The organism is Rhodococcus sp. C3V, from assembly GCF_029269915.1.
Classification (GTDB): domain Bacteria; phylum Actinomycetota; class Actinomycetes; order Mycobacteriales; family Mycobacteriaceae; genus Rhodococcus_F; species Rhodococcus_F qingshengii.
This window is the reverse complement of record NZ_JARJBE010000004.1, coordinates 80599-94790: the sequence shown is the minus strand read 5'-3', so window position 1 is coordinate 94790 and position 14192 is coordinate 80599. Positions and strand designations below refer to the sequence as shown.

Genomic DNA, 14192 nt, shown 5'->3' with positions numbered 1-14192 from the left:
CTGGCGTGCAGTCATCGCTCAGTTGATGCATCCACCGTTTGGCGTTCCGCCCGGCCATCGGCGCATTCGGTAGACGCAAAAGTGCCCCCGCCTTGTCAGGCGGGGGTACTTTGCTTGCAGCGTTACGCGGGTACGATCGCGATTGTCAGCGCGAGGCGCGTCCCCGATGGGGACAAGGTCGCAGTGCCGGTGCCTGTTGAGCCAGCTGTAGGCTGATTTGCGACTGCCAGGCTCAAGAGTGACGAACTTGAGCCGGAAACTCCTTCCACCGAAACAAGCTCCGTTGATGGCGCACCCCAAACAACAGTCTGCGCGGCGCCAGAGTTGACACACCACGCCACTCGAAACACGAGCGATCCGCCTGCTGTGGAAGTGACGGACGGAGCAGTTATAGCTGTGCCTGTGCCAGCGTGCATATCTCCCGCCCAGACATCCCCCGGGCTTTCATTCTTTGCTTGCCGCACAGTGATGGCACTGGCGAGCAACACTCCTGACGTACCGAAAGTCATCGTGTAGGTACTAGGCTCAGCAGCAGTCGCAGTGCGTCCAAATACGAAGAATCTTGAGGCGCTGTAACTTTGACTGACCAGTTTCGTCCACCCAGCTGGCGCAGCGATGTCGGACGAGTTTCCTCGCGGGGCCACGAAAGCGAGAATCAAATCGCCCTTCATCGTATTAACTGGGACCGGGATCGTGAGGCTCGTACCAGGCGTTGCCTTAGCTGTGGATGTTCCCACGACAAACAGACTCGCTGTGTATGCCTGTTTCCATTCGGTGCCGGTCCAGATGTGGGACGACTTGATGTTCTTCCATTCGGCGCCCGTCCAATACGCCCGCTGCTTAATCTTCCTGAATGCGCTTCCGTCCCAGATATGTGCAGGCACCAATTACTCCGTCACGTGGTAGATGACGCCGGTCAGTTGGCCTGATGCCGGCAGAACAGTAACAATCTGATTCGCATCACCACGCATTGCTGTCGCCGACGTTGTTCCGATCAAAAGGTTCGATGCGCCCGCGCCGATTGCTGTCCGCGCTGCGGCGGCGTCGGCGGCTTTCAGAACATTGCGTCCCACGGTCGTGGCGTCCGAGATGTCGGCGGCGGTGTGCGAGTGCGAAGTCGCTGACTTCCCGTCAAGCGCTGTCTGCAGACCCGTTACGTTCCCGATCGTATGAGTGTGCGCAGTCGGCGTGCGGGCATCAGACAGACGCGGGTCAGCGCCCTGAACTGCACTGTCTGCCTTGTCAAGGCTTGCTTGGACAGAGGTTCCAAGCTTCGGCTTCGTCACAGCGCCATCCTGAACCTTGACCGTCGAGATCGCGTTGTCCGCGACTGAGCCAGCGGCGATTTCATCAGCTGCAGCTTCAGCTCGATCCGCCTCGGAGAAAGCTCGATCAGCTTGAACCTGTGAGGCAATGGCATACCCATTCGATGCGGTTGCGCTCGCGGTGGCGGCACCTGCCTGTGCGCTCGCAGTGCTCGCAAATCCTTCCGCTTGAGCAGTAGCTGCAAACGTCGTGTCACGAGCTACGATCACCGTGGCTTTGTCGGCCGCGATCGTTGCCACACTGCCATCGACAGACGCTTTAGCCGCCAAGACATCCGAGCGCGCTGAGTCAACCTGCGCTTTAGCAGCCGCAGCCGCATCCTTCGCAGTAACCGCCTCTCCCCTTGCCGCCTCCGCAGCCGCACGACTAGCAGATGCCGCACTCGCGTCGGCCGATGCTTGAACCAACACGGGAACTGTCACTTTCGGAAGCGCAGTACTATCCTCAAGTCCAAACTGCAGCTGATTCCCCACCACAGCAACAGAATTGACCGAGAGGCCACGCTCACCGCGAAACGCCGCACCCGAACCTTCCGCCGGCCAACCGCCGACGCCGTAAATGTACAAAAGTCCATCGGAGTTGACAACGAATGCTGCACCCAAATCCCAGGGGCCTGGGCCGAGATCGGCATACGTGTCAACAGATCCAGAGAGATTGACACCAGCCCCGACATCTCCCTTGTCGCCCTTCACAACAACCTTGTGCTCAGCGATAATGATCTCTTCAAGCTCGAACAGCCTGTGAGTACCGGAGTCCGGAATCATCACATCATACCTACGAAGCCACCGCCCCGCGTTGACCTCCACCCGCGCCGGACCAGGATCCAAGAAGGGGGAAGTAACGACTCCCCCAACAGATTTCACCTCAACCTGAGCTGGAGTGATAACCCCGTCCCCCGTCGAATTCTCTCGAATAGGGACACCGAAGAACGAGACAGTCACGTCATCCGGGTTCAAAGCGAGGTCAGTGAAGTCCTCAAAAATGATGGTCATACTTTTCCCCTGTTCATGGCATGTGCCTCCTCCTCAATGGCCGACCAGCCACGAAGGAATTCGTCACGAATTGATTTCTCTCGTGCGGCGCTGGACTTCAGCGCGAGCGTCATTGCTTCAACGTCACCGTCGGGCACGCCGCTGCTCTCGACCACAGCGCGAGCGATGTCCCGCCACTCCGCATCGGTGTGCGTTTCAATCGGTGGCCAGTCACGGAAGTAGTCGATTGGCGGGTAGTCAGGCATCGAATCCCCTTAGTTCTCTTCAGTGCTGATCTTGGTGACCGACAGGCCGTTCCATTCGCTGCCACCGAACACGCCTCGACCGATAGCAGCATTGACCCACAGTTCGACGTAGTAACCCGCAGATGGGACCGTGAAGGGCATGTGAACGGAACGAGTGTTCTGCTCGCCTGTATCGAAGAGCGAAGTACGTTTGAAATGCTCAGTGCCGTTCGGGGCGTACACCTTCAACGTCATGCTGATTTTCTTCACTCCGATATTCAGAAAATCGAAGGTGGCTTGACCATCGGCGACCCACAAGCCTTTCGACCCGAGAATGAACGAACCGTTGGTCATCGTTGCGCCGACCACCGGCCCGATTTGATTCGACATTGGGTACTTCACCGAACCGAGCGCCATGGAGATGCCACCGTTCGCGTATGCGTGGGCGTAGCCGATGACACCTTCAAGCTTTTGCGTCCGCGACTGCAACCCAGCCAATTCAGTCTGCTGCTGCTGAAGCGGGTTCTGAATATTTATGCGGAACTTGTTCTGCGCGCCCTGCCAAGGACCAGTCGTCTGACCCTTGACCAGCGCCATGACGCCAGATTCAGTCTTCGGCACATCCTGGCCGTAACGCGAACCAACCACATACGCCCCATCCGGAGCACCAATACCAGGAGTAGTCACTACACACCCCCAAGACCATTCACGCGGGTACGCAACACCGCATTCTCCGCTTCCAGCTCAGCCAACCGCTCACGAGCAGAACGCTCCGCATGCAACTCCGCACGCAACGACACAATCTCCCGCAACGCCTCATCCAACTGCCCAGCCAAACCACGCACCTGAACCGAAAGCGTATCCACCCGAGCATCATTCAAAATCCGTGCAGCAGCCTCAATACGAGCCTGACGCTCAATCCTGCGCTCCTCAATGCTGGACAACCACACAGCAATCGGAGCAGCGATCTCTTTGGTCTTAGCGACAATGACCGCGACGACAGCAAGTACCGCCGCGATCACCCCCACCCACAAAACCAAAGGATGCGTCTCAGGCGGATTCACCGACGCCGCCCGCAGGCATCGCCCGATGCTTCGCAGTCACCGGAACCGGCTCAGCCGCCAACCACGGCACAAACCGCTCGATGAACGCATTCACCTGCGGCAACGCCATCACCTTCGCCACCACCGCCGACACCGCAATCAACTGCGCACCAACCACAGTCGCCGACAAACCCGAAGTCAACAACAACACCGGCAGAATCGACACCAACGCCAACCCCACCTGAAACCCAGTACGAACCGTAGTACGCCACGAATTCGCAACCTGCGTAACCTCAGACATCGCTCACCAACCCATCCAACACAGCCTGAGCGCGATTCTTCGAATCCTGATCACCCACACCAGCCATACCATTCGCCGCCACACGACGAACCTTCTCCACATACTCAGGCACACCCAACTTCGCCTGAGCCACAACAAAATCCTCGTGAATACGTGCGTCCATGTTCAGCACAAACCCGGCCAACGTATCCACAACCTGATCATGATCACGATAAATCGACCGCGAAGGGAACGACTTCCCCAACTCTTCGTCCGCAAGAGACATAACAACCTCCAAAGGGGCCACCCCAAACAGAGCAGCCAAATCTTCCACTGTGCCCCGGAAGGCATTCACATCCAACGAGTAATCAGCCACACGGCCCTGATCAGAAAACTGCAACACCGCAACACTGTTGTTGCCGTAGCCATCCCAACGAGCAGACCCGTCGCCACCCGCCCTGTCGTACAAGACGCTGGCGAAACCGCCACCGGTCACATAGTTGGACGCCATCAACGGCGGCAAACCCGAAAGATCCGGCGACCCGATATGCCCAGACCAATACCAGCGCGGCAGATACACCAAATTCACGCGATAACCGCGAGCAACAAACTCTGCGAACACCGCCCGCAAAACACCCGCATCGCCAGACGACAACTCGTGATCCAGCATCACCGGAATACTCCGGTCAGGCTCAACCGACTCATACCGGTCAACCTGCGCCCGCGCCGAATCCGCCGACTTCACATAGTGATACGAACCGAACAACAGTCCGTTCGCCCGAGCCCCATCACGCTGCCGGCGGTACTCCGGATTCGTGTAACTTGCACCCTCAGTTGCCTTCGCAATCACGTACGAGAACCCTTCAGACTTCACCCGCGACATATCCAAGCCAGCCTGATATGACGCAATATCAATCCCGAAGAACGTCACCCGTTCACCCCCAACATCAGGCTTCGGCGCAGCCTCCCCGGGATACGACGCACCATCCAACAACGGCAACGGATCCATACGGTCCGCACCATTCGCCGACCACACTGACTTATGCCATTCCAAATGCAGATGCGGATCAACATTGCCATTCCCCGCACCCTTCACAGGATTGATCCGGGCAATGCGCTGACCAGCCTCAACACGAGCGCCGACCGCGACCTCAGGGATCACATGCCCATACACAGTCGTGCCCGACCCCTCAGCAGTCGGATGATCCACTACAACCCACTGACCGAACCCGGACGCCGCCCCGGAACCGACAACAGTTCCACCTTGAACCGCGAACACCGGCAGCCCACCAGAGCCACCATCCTTACCGAAATCAGTGCCCCAGTGAGTGCTCCCCCAACGCGAACCGAAGCCTGAAGTCACCACCAGTCCGCGCTCCAACGGCCAAAACTTCGCAGCCATCACAAACCCCTATTCTGCGGCGCATTCAAAATCCCCTGCCGAGGCTTCTTCGACGCCATCTCCGCAGCAATCACACGCCGCTTCTCCGACAACGGAATTGGAGCCAACAAATACCCATTAACCCCAGAAACCGTATGATCAGCCGGATCAAACAACTCCGAAGCGTCAACAACCTCAGCCGAATCCGACTCCGACGCAGCATCCTTCACAACACCGTGATAGCGCAGTTGCTCCGCAACGAACTCCTGCTCATGCCGCGTGTACTCCCCCATATCAGGCAACGCCACCGGATCCAGCTCAGGCTCATCAATATCAACCCACTGCATCGCACCATTCAAATAATGCTGCTGACCACGATGCGGAACACGAAGTTTGAGCTTCGGCTGCGGAAGCTGGCTGACATGAATGTTCCCGTTCTCGTCAGCCAACTTCACCAAACTCGGCGCATATACAATCGCCAGCGAATCCCACCGCTTCGACCACGCAGCACGCTGATCAGGGCCAGGGGTGTACTCCTGCTTCCCGGCAAAGGGCAGCTGCACCGCAATCCACTGCAGCACCTGCTCAGGATCAGACTGATCACAATTCTCCAGCGTAGGAATACGATCCGACACTAGACCACCCCCAATTCTTGAAGCATCCCCAAAAAGTCCTGCAAATCTTCAGCCATACGAGCAATCGGATCCTCAGCTTCACGCTGGCCGATCTGAATCTGCCAAGTCGGCGTAGTGTCCCGATCCCACGCAAGCGTCAACTCCGAAACACGTTCCACGAACAAACGTCCCGGCTTCATCCCCAGAACTGAGAACGCCACACGATCACCAAGGAAGAAATGGCCGTGACCAAGTTGACCGATACGCCACGGCGCACCGTCAGCGACAGTCAAAGTGACACTGTTCGTTTCACGTGTCGACCACATGCCGGACCGCATAGCCAACAGGAACGACAGCGTGTACGCCTTGTCCGCCCCGTCAGCCCACCGCTCGTGATAATGGTTCTTGCCGAGACGTTGCGCCCTCTGCGGGCTCTTCCACTTCCCGAACGCCATGAACACATCGGTGTACAAAGGCTTCAGAATTGCATCAGCCACACCGCCTAGAGGTGGCACGCCCGGAATCATTGCCGTGAGGTCGCCGACCATCTGCACAGTCGCAGAGATCAACTCGTTCATTCCCGGCATCGAGTGGCCGCCAGCTACAACCCCAACATCAGTAGCCGGCCTATGGCTGAACTCCGATGCTTGAATGCCCGTGTGCTCACCCTCGCGGTAAACAACACCCGGCATCGACGGAATCGTGCCCTTATAGCCCGGAGTCAGATACTCGCCAGGGACATTCGGGTCATCGACCTGCTCAACATTCTCAGTTTTGCCATCCGCACCGATATTGATCAGTTCATGAACGAGACCACTGAAGATGTTGCCGCCGAACGATGTACCAGTATTCCAACCGGACTTGTCGATCAAATCCCAGACAAGGCAGCCATGCCGCACATTCGCGCCCGGCCACGGAGGCGGATCACCCGCCAAGAAACGCCGAGGCTCCCAAGACAACTGCGCATCCGCAACAATCTTCTTCGAAACCTCGTGCATGTTCTTGAAACGCGAATGCACAAGCGCACCCACCGAATGATCTGGCGTCAGATCAGGTTTGACGACATTCCACCACGTCGACTGATCGAAGTTGAACCACTGCCCCGGATCCATCGGATCGTCAGGCAGCATGAACAACGACGATTCGAGCCGCATAAGATTCACCAGCAGAGTCGTCTTCAGCGCCCAACGAGCACGCCCGAAGCACACCCACAATCGCGGAAACTGAATCTCAGCCGGCAGAAACGGATTCGACCACGCCAGAATGTGTTTCAGCTCTTCATAGTCGTTCTTGAAGAACACTCGAATGAACTTGCGTCCCTGATCATCTTTGATGATCTTGAACTCATCCATCCGGCCACCCCACCGGGAGCCGTCCTTGTCTACTGTGATGTGCACGTTCGTCGTACCGCGGCCGTCAACGTCGACCAGCCACTTCGACATGAAATAGTCCAGCGGCATCTCCAACGAACCAATCCCAGTCTCGTTATCGAGATACTGGAACGATGCGTTGTTCTCGCGTTTCACAATGCCGCGGAGATTCCAATCCCCATCCCACAACCGGACGAGAGGAGGAACCAGCCGGCGTTTCTTCTCGGCCTTCAGGCGATTGGTGATCTCGGCGAACGCAGCATCGTAATCAGTAATCGAAGGTGCCGTCATCGAACACCCCCAATCATTGAAGCCCCCACGGACGAGACCACGGGCGCGGACAACGCACCTGAATCCCCATACCGGCCGCGGCCAAGGTCATCCCCACCGGTAACTGAATCTTTTTCGTGTACGGCGGGATTGGGTAACAGAACGTGACACCGTTCATCTGCTGCCAGTACGGGATCTTCAGGCGTGACGTGGCCTGATCAGCTTCCTCATCGGTGTCATACACGATCGTGTCGCCGGCCGCGATCTTCGGCAGCCACAGCTTCCGGTCTGCATCAATCTCGGCGCGCTCGTAGCGGTCGTCACCAAAACTGAAGTCCGGCAACATCGGTTTCGCTGCCCCATGCACGACGTATTTCAGCCAGATCGGGACATCCGTCGGATTCGACACCGACACAGTCCCGTAATTGATCGAGCCGTTGAGAGTGCTCGTTGGTGACTCCCACAGGTCGGTCACATCGTTCTTCTCATACCACCACGGATCGTTTGCGACACAGGTCATTACAACCTTTTCGATCTGCGTCCCATTCGGATCGTGCTCAGGTTTGAACTCAGGATGCTGAGACATCCGCAATTTCAGATAGCGCCGCGAATCCTCAGTAGTGATCCACAGCTTGCAGTCCTGCTCATACGACCAGCCCTTACGCCACTCAGAGTCATTGAAACTCCAGTTCTTGTCACCATCATCGTGGTGTGCGTAAACTCCGAATACGATGTCGCGTTGCAGGTTTCGCTTGCCCCCATACGTTGAACCCGTCTGGAATGCATGCGAATTATGAATCGTTTTGACTGGAGCATCGTAGATACCGTCCACATCAGTACCCAGGACAATGCCACGATCGCCTTGTCCTGGGCCTGCCAATGTAAACCAGTTGCCACGAATGTCCTCCAGCTCGACAAGAGTGTCGGGCATTCGTTACCTTCTTCGTGAAAACGTCAGAGACTGCTTCCTGCGATCAAGGCGGTCCTGCCGCAATGCCGCATCAATATCCCTGGTTTGATAGGTGACGTTCGGTCGGTCAGCATGCTCGACCAGGCGATCTACCTGCGACATCAGCCCAGAGAGATCCAGAGACGCACCGTCGCCACCACGGTTCGTTGCGCCACGCATCAACGCGAAGTCACGAGACAAATTCAGTCGCTCGTCCGCCGTCAGCATCCATTCCTCAGCGCCCGACAAATTCAACGCAGCCGTGCCGTGAGGAACCGGACCACCACCATCACGCAGGACGGTCGGCATGTTCAAAGCGTCAGCAAGTCGCTTCTGCCAATCATCGCCAGCCACAGAAGCAATGGCCGTTTGCCAACCAGGCGCACCCGGAGTTGCCGGCAACTGCGCATCAATCTCGGCCTGAGAGAACGACGGAGCCGCAGCCACAGGCTTCGGCTTAACCCCCATCAGCCCTTCCCAGTCCGTTGTGATCCAACGAGACTCCGAAAGCGCACTAGGAAGTTGTTCGAATGCGGCGTCAACCAGAATGCCGACAACGTCAGTGCCGTAGCTCTTTACACGATCCTTCAGATTGAAGGTCTTCGCGCCGTCCCCCGCCTTCGCCTTTTCGAGAGCGTTCTGCGCCGAGAACACGGCTATGTCGGCTTTCTCACGATCGATCGATGACGATGCACTGTCCGCGTATGTCTTGTCACGAGCAAGCTGCGCATCAACTACAGCGATTTCAGCGTTCCGCAACGAGATCGCATCATCAGTCATCGCGCCCTGAAGCTCAGGCGCAGGACCAATCGCCTTACCCGCACCCGTACCGTCACGCTTTTGCTCAAGCTCACGGACTTTCAGTTCCGCCCGCTGAACCTTCAACTCAGCTTGCTGCCTGTCAGCTTCAGTTTTCTTCTCGTTCGCGTTGACCTTGTCCTGAGCTTCCTTCGCCTGAATGACAGCTACACGAGCCGACTCCAGCGCCAGAGCATCCTTCTCAGTCCACGGCTCCTTCGCCACACCACCCGAGTACGACGCGCCAGAGCCGCCTGTGAGAGCCATCTGCAATGCCGGCGAAAGCGCCGAATCCGGGAGATGGAACTGTGCAGGGAACTGACTGTCGTCATAGCCGGCAGCGTTACCGCCGAACGTCGAACCGGAGTTACTGCCACCGTTCTCGACATCGACCCGAGACCCGTCCTTGAAGAACAACGTGCCAGCCATATGTTCCTGGCTGACACCGATCCGGAAGTGGCCTTCACTGCCACCAGGCTGCATGCCCTGCAGGTCGCCGCCGAGGATCGAATATGTCGTCCATAGACGCCGCGGTTGCTGTCCCATGCCGGTTGCAGCGATGTGAGACATGTACATCGAGCAGTCCCACGGCCCGTAGTCATAACCGATACCGGCCTTGGCGCGGGCAAAGTTGATCATGTTGTCGAGACCGTCAGAGCCGATAGCCCCACCATCCGCGAACTTCCCGACCTTGCCTTGCGCTAGCGCAGCACGGAACCGGAAGACACCTTCTTGCCCGCCCAGACTGTCAACATCCGCAGTGGTGAGCATGTGCTCGCCAGGCATCGCCAGAATCGGAACAGAGTCCTTACCTGGAATGCCGCCTTCAATCGGTCCACCTAGGGCTCGCCCACTTATTTGCTGCTGGCGAGCCATCTCCGCCCACGCTTCGGGTGAACCAGGTCCGTACTGCAGCGCCACGTCTCGAATCGAGTTGTACTGAACGCTGATCGTGACCGTCTTGTCCTTGATCCCAGCCAGATCGTCCTTGACCTGCTGTGAATTCGCCAACGCCTCAGCGATCTTCAGAACAACTGCAGGATCAGCCGTGGACTTCGACAACTCAGCAAGATCCTGAGTGGTGATCGCCTTACCCTCTTTGAGCTTCGTGAGAATCACCCCCACCTGCGGGGTCGCCTCTAGCCCGCTCAGCATTGCAATAATGCTCTCGGACTCTTGGGCGTTCAGTTTGAAACTCTGATTGTCGAGAGTCAGGAGTGTCGAGATGACGGACGGGATACCGATGTACTTGTCAGCCATAGCTTCAGCCGCGGCACCAGTAACGCCCATCAACGCGATCTGATCCAGGAATGTCTGACGAGATGCCGCAACAACTGCTGTCGCATCAGCCTGCGCGCCAGCAAGATCCCCAACATTCTTCTTCGCTTCGTACGCTGCCTGAGCATTCGCAAGCGTTGCCTGCTGCTGAGAATTGGTTGCGTCCAACAGACGTCGTCCAGTGTCAGTACTGACATCGAATGCGCCGTTAACGATGGCGTTGACACCAGCAGCGTCCGCGAACGCAGCCTTTGTGGCGTCACTCGCTTCCGCCAAGCGGGACTGCGCCTGCTCTAGCCCAACCGTTCCTCCATTGAAGATGGTCAGCGCATTCGAGAGCGCGGACAACTTCTCCTCGGCGCTTCCAGCCATGCCGCCGAGCTTCTCCATCGCGTCGCCGAATTGACTTGCCGGCGAACGGCCCTTTTCCATTGCAGCAGCAGCATCTGAAACCCTCTGCTGAGCTGTCGCAAGATCAACGTTGGACTCGCCGACCTTCTTCCCGAGGTCGGAAGCGCCCTGGCCGGCCTGATCCATCCCGCCGTAAAGTGCTCCCAGCGGATCAAGCATCTCGGACGTAGCCGACTTCGACACACCCAGGATCTTGTTGTGATCGGAGATCTTTCCGTTGACTTCCTCGTACTTTCCAGGAACTCCGCCCAGTGCATCTGACAGATCGTCAAGCGATACACCGGCTGCCGCGTACTTGTCTGCATCGAATGACTTCGATGCCAACAGTGACTTCTGAATGTTCGCATCGAGCGCTGTATTGACTCGGCCAAGCTCATCCGCACGGTTCAGATGTGCTGCAACAAGGTCGGTCTCAGCGATTCCATAGTCCTTGGCAGACTGAATCGCGCCGCTATCCGCGAGTTCAGATGCCTTCTGCTGATAGGTACGTTCCGTGATCGCGCCGGTCTGCTCATCCAGAGTCCCGATAAGGCTCTTGATCGACTCCTCATGCTCAGCAGCTGCCTTCGCGGCATTCCGCTGATTCATCGAATAGATCGACAGCGCTGCAACGACACCCATCACAGCAAGGCCAGCAGGGCCACCCAGAGCGCCCATCAGTCCGCCAGCGGCAGTCTTGAGACCTGCAAACCCGGCCGCAACAGTACCGGCCGTGCGACCAAACGTAGACGCACCAGCAGCAGCATTCACAAACGCGCCCTGCATGCTTGCAATCGCGGGAGAGTGTGTCCCGAGGCGCTGAATGGACGAACCGAAGGACCCCATTTGGACGGTGCCGACACGAGCGGTGTTCACCAGCCCGCCACTCGCGGTCACAATCGATCGCAACCCGGTGTAAGCGCTTGTCGTGGCCGGACCGATGCCCTGAATGCGGGTACCGAGACCGTGTGCAGCGGTTGCCATCCGGCCCATGCCGTCAGTGCTCCGCGCCATGAAAGCAGAACTGGCCATCGACGCAATCTTGAACGCCACCAACCCGGTCACCACAGCTTGAATTGGCCCCGGCAAAGAACCGAAAGCGCCAGCAGCAGAAGCTACAACGCCGACAACCGGGGTCAGCACTGCGAGCGCGGTCGCTCCAACGCCCGTTGCCAGCGAAAGCCCACCTTGCAGCGTATCGAGCGCGCCACCAGAAGTTGTTGCGCCTTCCGCAATCTCAACAAGACCGTCACGAACACTCAATGCCATCTCACGCATCGAGTCGCCGGCGCGAACAACATTGTTGAACGTCCCCGACAGCATCGGCAGATTCGTCAAAGAACCTGAGATAACTTCGTTGAAGCCCTGGACCACGCCACCCGAGTTACCAAGCGCCACATCAAACTTGTCCAACGCTCCATCTGCCAAACCAACGGCCGTGTTACCGAACGAAGTCAGTGGCCCGTCAACCAGGTCATACAACTGCAGCTGCAGTCGCTCGGATGTGTTCTCGATCTTCTCGAACACACCGGGCAGGCCCTGATTCTGTGCAGCTGCGAGTTCAGCCGCGGCTCCTTGTCGGCCGATCGCGTCTCGCATTGCGTCGTATTTCTCGACGCCGCCTTCAGCTGCGACCATTGACTGCCGGATCGCATCCGATCCGAACAGTGTCGCTGTTGCAGCTTGAAACTGCTCCTGCGACATGTTCTTTGAAGCGTTCGATAACTGCTCGAACAGTGAGCGCATGCCGACGAACTTCTCTTGCGCGTCGTAAACGGTGAGACCCAGCTCTTCGATCGCGGCTTGAGCTGGCTTGCCCTGATCGGTCAATGCCAGGAGGGAGGACTTCAGCAGTGTGCCCGCGTCCGAACCCGTAATTCCTGCGTTAGCAAACAATCCGAGCATCGTGGCCGTGTCTTCCATCGAGACACCGAAACCGTTCGCCACGGTGCCCGATTGCTGCAAGCCTGCGGCGATATCAGTGATCTCAGCGCTCGACGCGTTCGCGGCATTCGCCAACACATCGGAAGCTGTTGCGGCATAACTTGCATCGAGTCCGAACGCCTGCAAAGCCTGGGACTGAATTGTTGCCGCCTCGGCCGCGTCAATCTGCGCTGCAGCGGCGAGCTGCAAGGTGCCTTTCGCTGCTTCCATCGACTGGTCGACAGAGAACCCGCCCTTGGCGAGTTCCGTCATCGCAGCAGCAGCATCATTAGCTGAGGTGGCGGACAACTCAACATCGTTGCCGAGTGCCATCGCCTTCGCCTTGATGGCGTCCATCTGCTCGCCAGTAGCGCCGGTGACACCTGACATCGCGTTCAGGGTTCTCGTGAACTCATTGCCCTTGTCGATGACCGAGGCGAAGGAGACAGCCGCGCCTGTGAAGGCGAGTACTCCGGCGATCTTTCCTGCGAAGTTCGATGCCGCGTCACCTGCACCTTCAAGGCCTTGTTCGAACTGGGAATTGAACTCGGATAGGTCTGCTGCGACCTCGACATCAATGCGGCCACCAGCCATGGCCACCTCCTATAGAAACGCCGGTAGCCCGAAGACATAAAGTCCACGGGCTGCCGGATACATGAATGTTTAGTTGTCAGGCATCGCGCGCCGTTGCGAAATCAGAAGCCGTGAGAGAATCGCGACATGAAAATGACACTTGCCTCGCTGGCGCTAATCCCGTTTGTTTTCGCAGTTGGATGTGGATCAAACGAACCTGAACTGACCCCTTTGCAAAAACTGGCAGCTAATTACCAGTCGCGAATCGACGTCACCTTAGGAGCCACTCCGTCTGTCTGCTTGGAAAAGGTCAGCCCGAACCGGTGTTTCGATGACATGTCTGACGTGATGCTTGGGATTTCTACCGACGTGAAGGAAATCCCTGACGGACCAGAAAAAGATGCACTAATGGACCCGTTGAATCGTTTCGCTGACGCGAGCCTGAAGTTTGTGATCAATCAGTGCGACGGCGGTTCTGGTGGCGTCGTAATTTGCTCTACGCAGCAAGTGGTGATGGACCGCGCCCTTGTTGATACTTGGTCAGTGTTTGACGATCACAAAGCTCAGTAGGGTTGACGATTACCCGGTCTGCCATTGCCCCACCAAATCCGCCAAACGCGGCTTAGGCTTCGGCGGCTCAACGACAGCACGCTTCTCCAAAAACTCCGCCACCAACACAGACATATCCGACACAGACCGCTTCCCCACCGGAGGCAACACAGGCAGAGGCGGAGGCTTAATACCCTCACGCTTCCGCCTGTCCCGCTCCCTCTGAGCATCC

Annotated in this window: 11 protein-coding genes; 1 reads left to right on the top strand and 10 read right to left on the bottom strand. The window is 57.7% G+C overall.

Annotated elements, in window-relative coordinates:
• Positions 1-887: 887 nt before the first annotated feature.
• The 10 genes from P3G66_RS12770 to P3G66_RS12725 are packed head-to-tail and all read right to left on the bottom strand — an operon-like array spanning position 888 to position 13432.
• On the bottom strand, positions 888-2318 hold the full coding sequence (locus P3G66_RS12770; protein ID WP_276116681.1) for a hypothetical protein: 1431 nt from the start codon (positions 2316-2318) through the stop codon (positions 888-890).
• On the bottom strand, positions 2315-2563 hold the full coding sequence (locus tag P3G66_RS12765) for a hypothetical protein (protein ID WP_276116680.1): 249 nt from the start codon (positions 2561-2563) through the stop codon (positions 2315-2317). Before P3G66_RS12765 ends, P3G66_RS12770 begins: the two co-directional genes overlap by 4 nt.
• 9 nt (positions 2564-2572) lie before the next feature.
• Positions 2573-3229, bottom strand: coding sequence for a hypothetical protein (locus tag P3G66_RS12760; RefSeq protein ID WP_276116679.1), 657 nt, complete (start codon positions 3227-3229; stop codon positions 2573-2575).
• Positions 3229-3606: a hypothetical protein gene (locus P3G66_RS12755; protein ID WP_210377253.1), complete on the bottom strand. Its 378-nt coding sequence runs from the start codon at positions 3604-3606 to the stop codon at positions 3229-3231. Before P3G66_RS12755 ends, P3G66_RS12760 begins: the two co-directional genes overlap by 1 nt.
• A complete protein-coding gene (locus tag P3G66_RS12750; protein ID WP_276116678.1) occupies positions 3593-3886 on the bottom strand; it encodes a hypothetical protein in 294 nt (97 codons plus the stop codon). Before P3G66_RS12750 ends, P3G66_RS12755 begins: the two co-directional genes overlap by 14 nt.
• Positions 3879-5267: a GH25 family lysozyme gene (locus P3G66_RS12745; protein WP_276116677.1), complete on the bottom strand. Its 1389-nt coding sequence runs from the start codon at positions 5265-5267 to the stop codon at positions 3879-3881. Before P3G66_RS12745 ends, P3G66_RS12750 begins: the two co-directional genes overlap by 8 nt.
• On the bottom strand, positions 5267-5881 hold the full coding sequence (locus P3G66_RS12740) for a DUF2744 domain-containing protein (RefSeq protein ID WP_276116676.1): 615 nt from the start codon (positions 5879-5881) through the stop codon (positions 5267-5269). Before P3G66_RS12740 ends, P3G66_RS12745 begins: the two co-directional genes overlap by 1 nt.
• Positions 5881-7521 (bottom strand): phage tail protein, encoded by a 1641-nt coding sequence (locus P3G66_RS12735; RefSeq protein ID WP_276116675.1) that lies wholly within the window; start codon positions 7519-7521, stop codon positions 5881-5883. Before P3G66_RS12735 ends, P3G66_RS12740 begins: the two co-directional genes overlap by 1 nt.
• Before the next feature lie 13 nt (positions 7522-7534).
• Positions 7535-8431: a phage tail protein gene (locus P3G66_RS12730; protein WP_276116674.1), complete on the bottom strand. Its 897-nt coding sequence runs from the start codon at positions 8429-8431 to the stop codon at positions 7535-7537.
• Between the two features lie 3 nt (positions 8432-8434).
• The gene (locus P3G66_RS12725) at positions 8435-13432 is read right to left on the bottom strand and encodes a phage tail tape measure protein (protein ID WP_276116673.1); all 4998 of its coding nucleotides are present in this window, start codon (positions 13430-13432) and stop codon (positions 8435-8437) included.
• Between the two features lie 126 nt (positions 13433-13558).
• Between P3G66_RS12725 and P3G66_RS12720 the strand changes: the two genes are divergently transcribed.
• A complete protein-coding gene (locus P3G66_RS12720) occupies positions 13559-13981 on the top strand; it encodes a hypothetical protein (RefSeq protein ID WP_276116672.1) in 423 nt (140 codons plus the stop codon).
• Positions 13982-14192: the final 211 nt, after the last annotated feature.

What these genes read in the sequence shown, in the direction of transcription:
- P3G66_RS12770 (WP_276116681.1), bottom strand. Translation starts at nt 2,318, where the DNA reads ATGACCATCATTTTTGAGGACTTCACTGACCTCGCTTTGAACCCGGAT.
- P3G66_RS12765 (WP_276116680.1), bottom strand. Translation starts at nt 2,563, where the DNA reads ATGCCTGACTACCCGCCAATCGACTACTTCCGTGACTGGCCACCGATT.
- P3G66_RS12750 (WP_276116678.1), bottom strand. Translation starts at nt 3,886, where the DNA reads ATGTCTGAGGTTACGCAGGTTGCGAATTCGTGGCGTACTACGGTTCGT.
- P3G66_RS12745 (WP_276116677.1), bottom strand. Translation starts at nt 5,267, where the DNA reads ATGGCTGCGAAGTTTTGGCCGTTGGAGCGCGGACTGGTGGTGACTTCA.
- P3G66_RS12735 (WP_276116675.1), bottom strand. Translation starts at nt 7,521, where the DNA reads ATGACGGCACCTTCGATTACTGATTACGATGCTGCGTTCGCCGAGATC.
- P3G66_RS12730 (WP_276116674.1), bottom strand. Translation starts at nt 8,431, where the DNA reads ATGCCCGACACTCTTGTCGAGCTGGAGGACATTCGTGGCAACTGGTTT.
- P3G66_RS12725 (WP_276116673.1), bottom strand. Translation starts at nt 13,432, where the DNA reads ATGGCTGGTGGCCGCATTGATGTCGAGGTCGCAGCAGACCTATCCGAG.
- P3G66_RS12720 (WP_276116672.1), top strand. Translation starts at nt 13,559, where the DNA reads ATGAAAATGACACTTGCCTCGCTGGCGCTAATCCCGTTTGTTTTCGCA.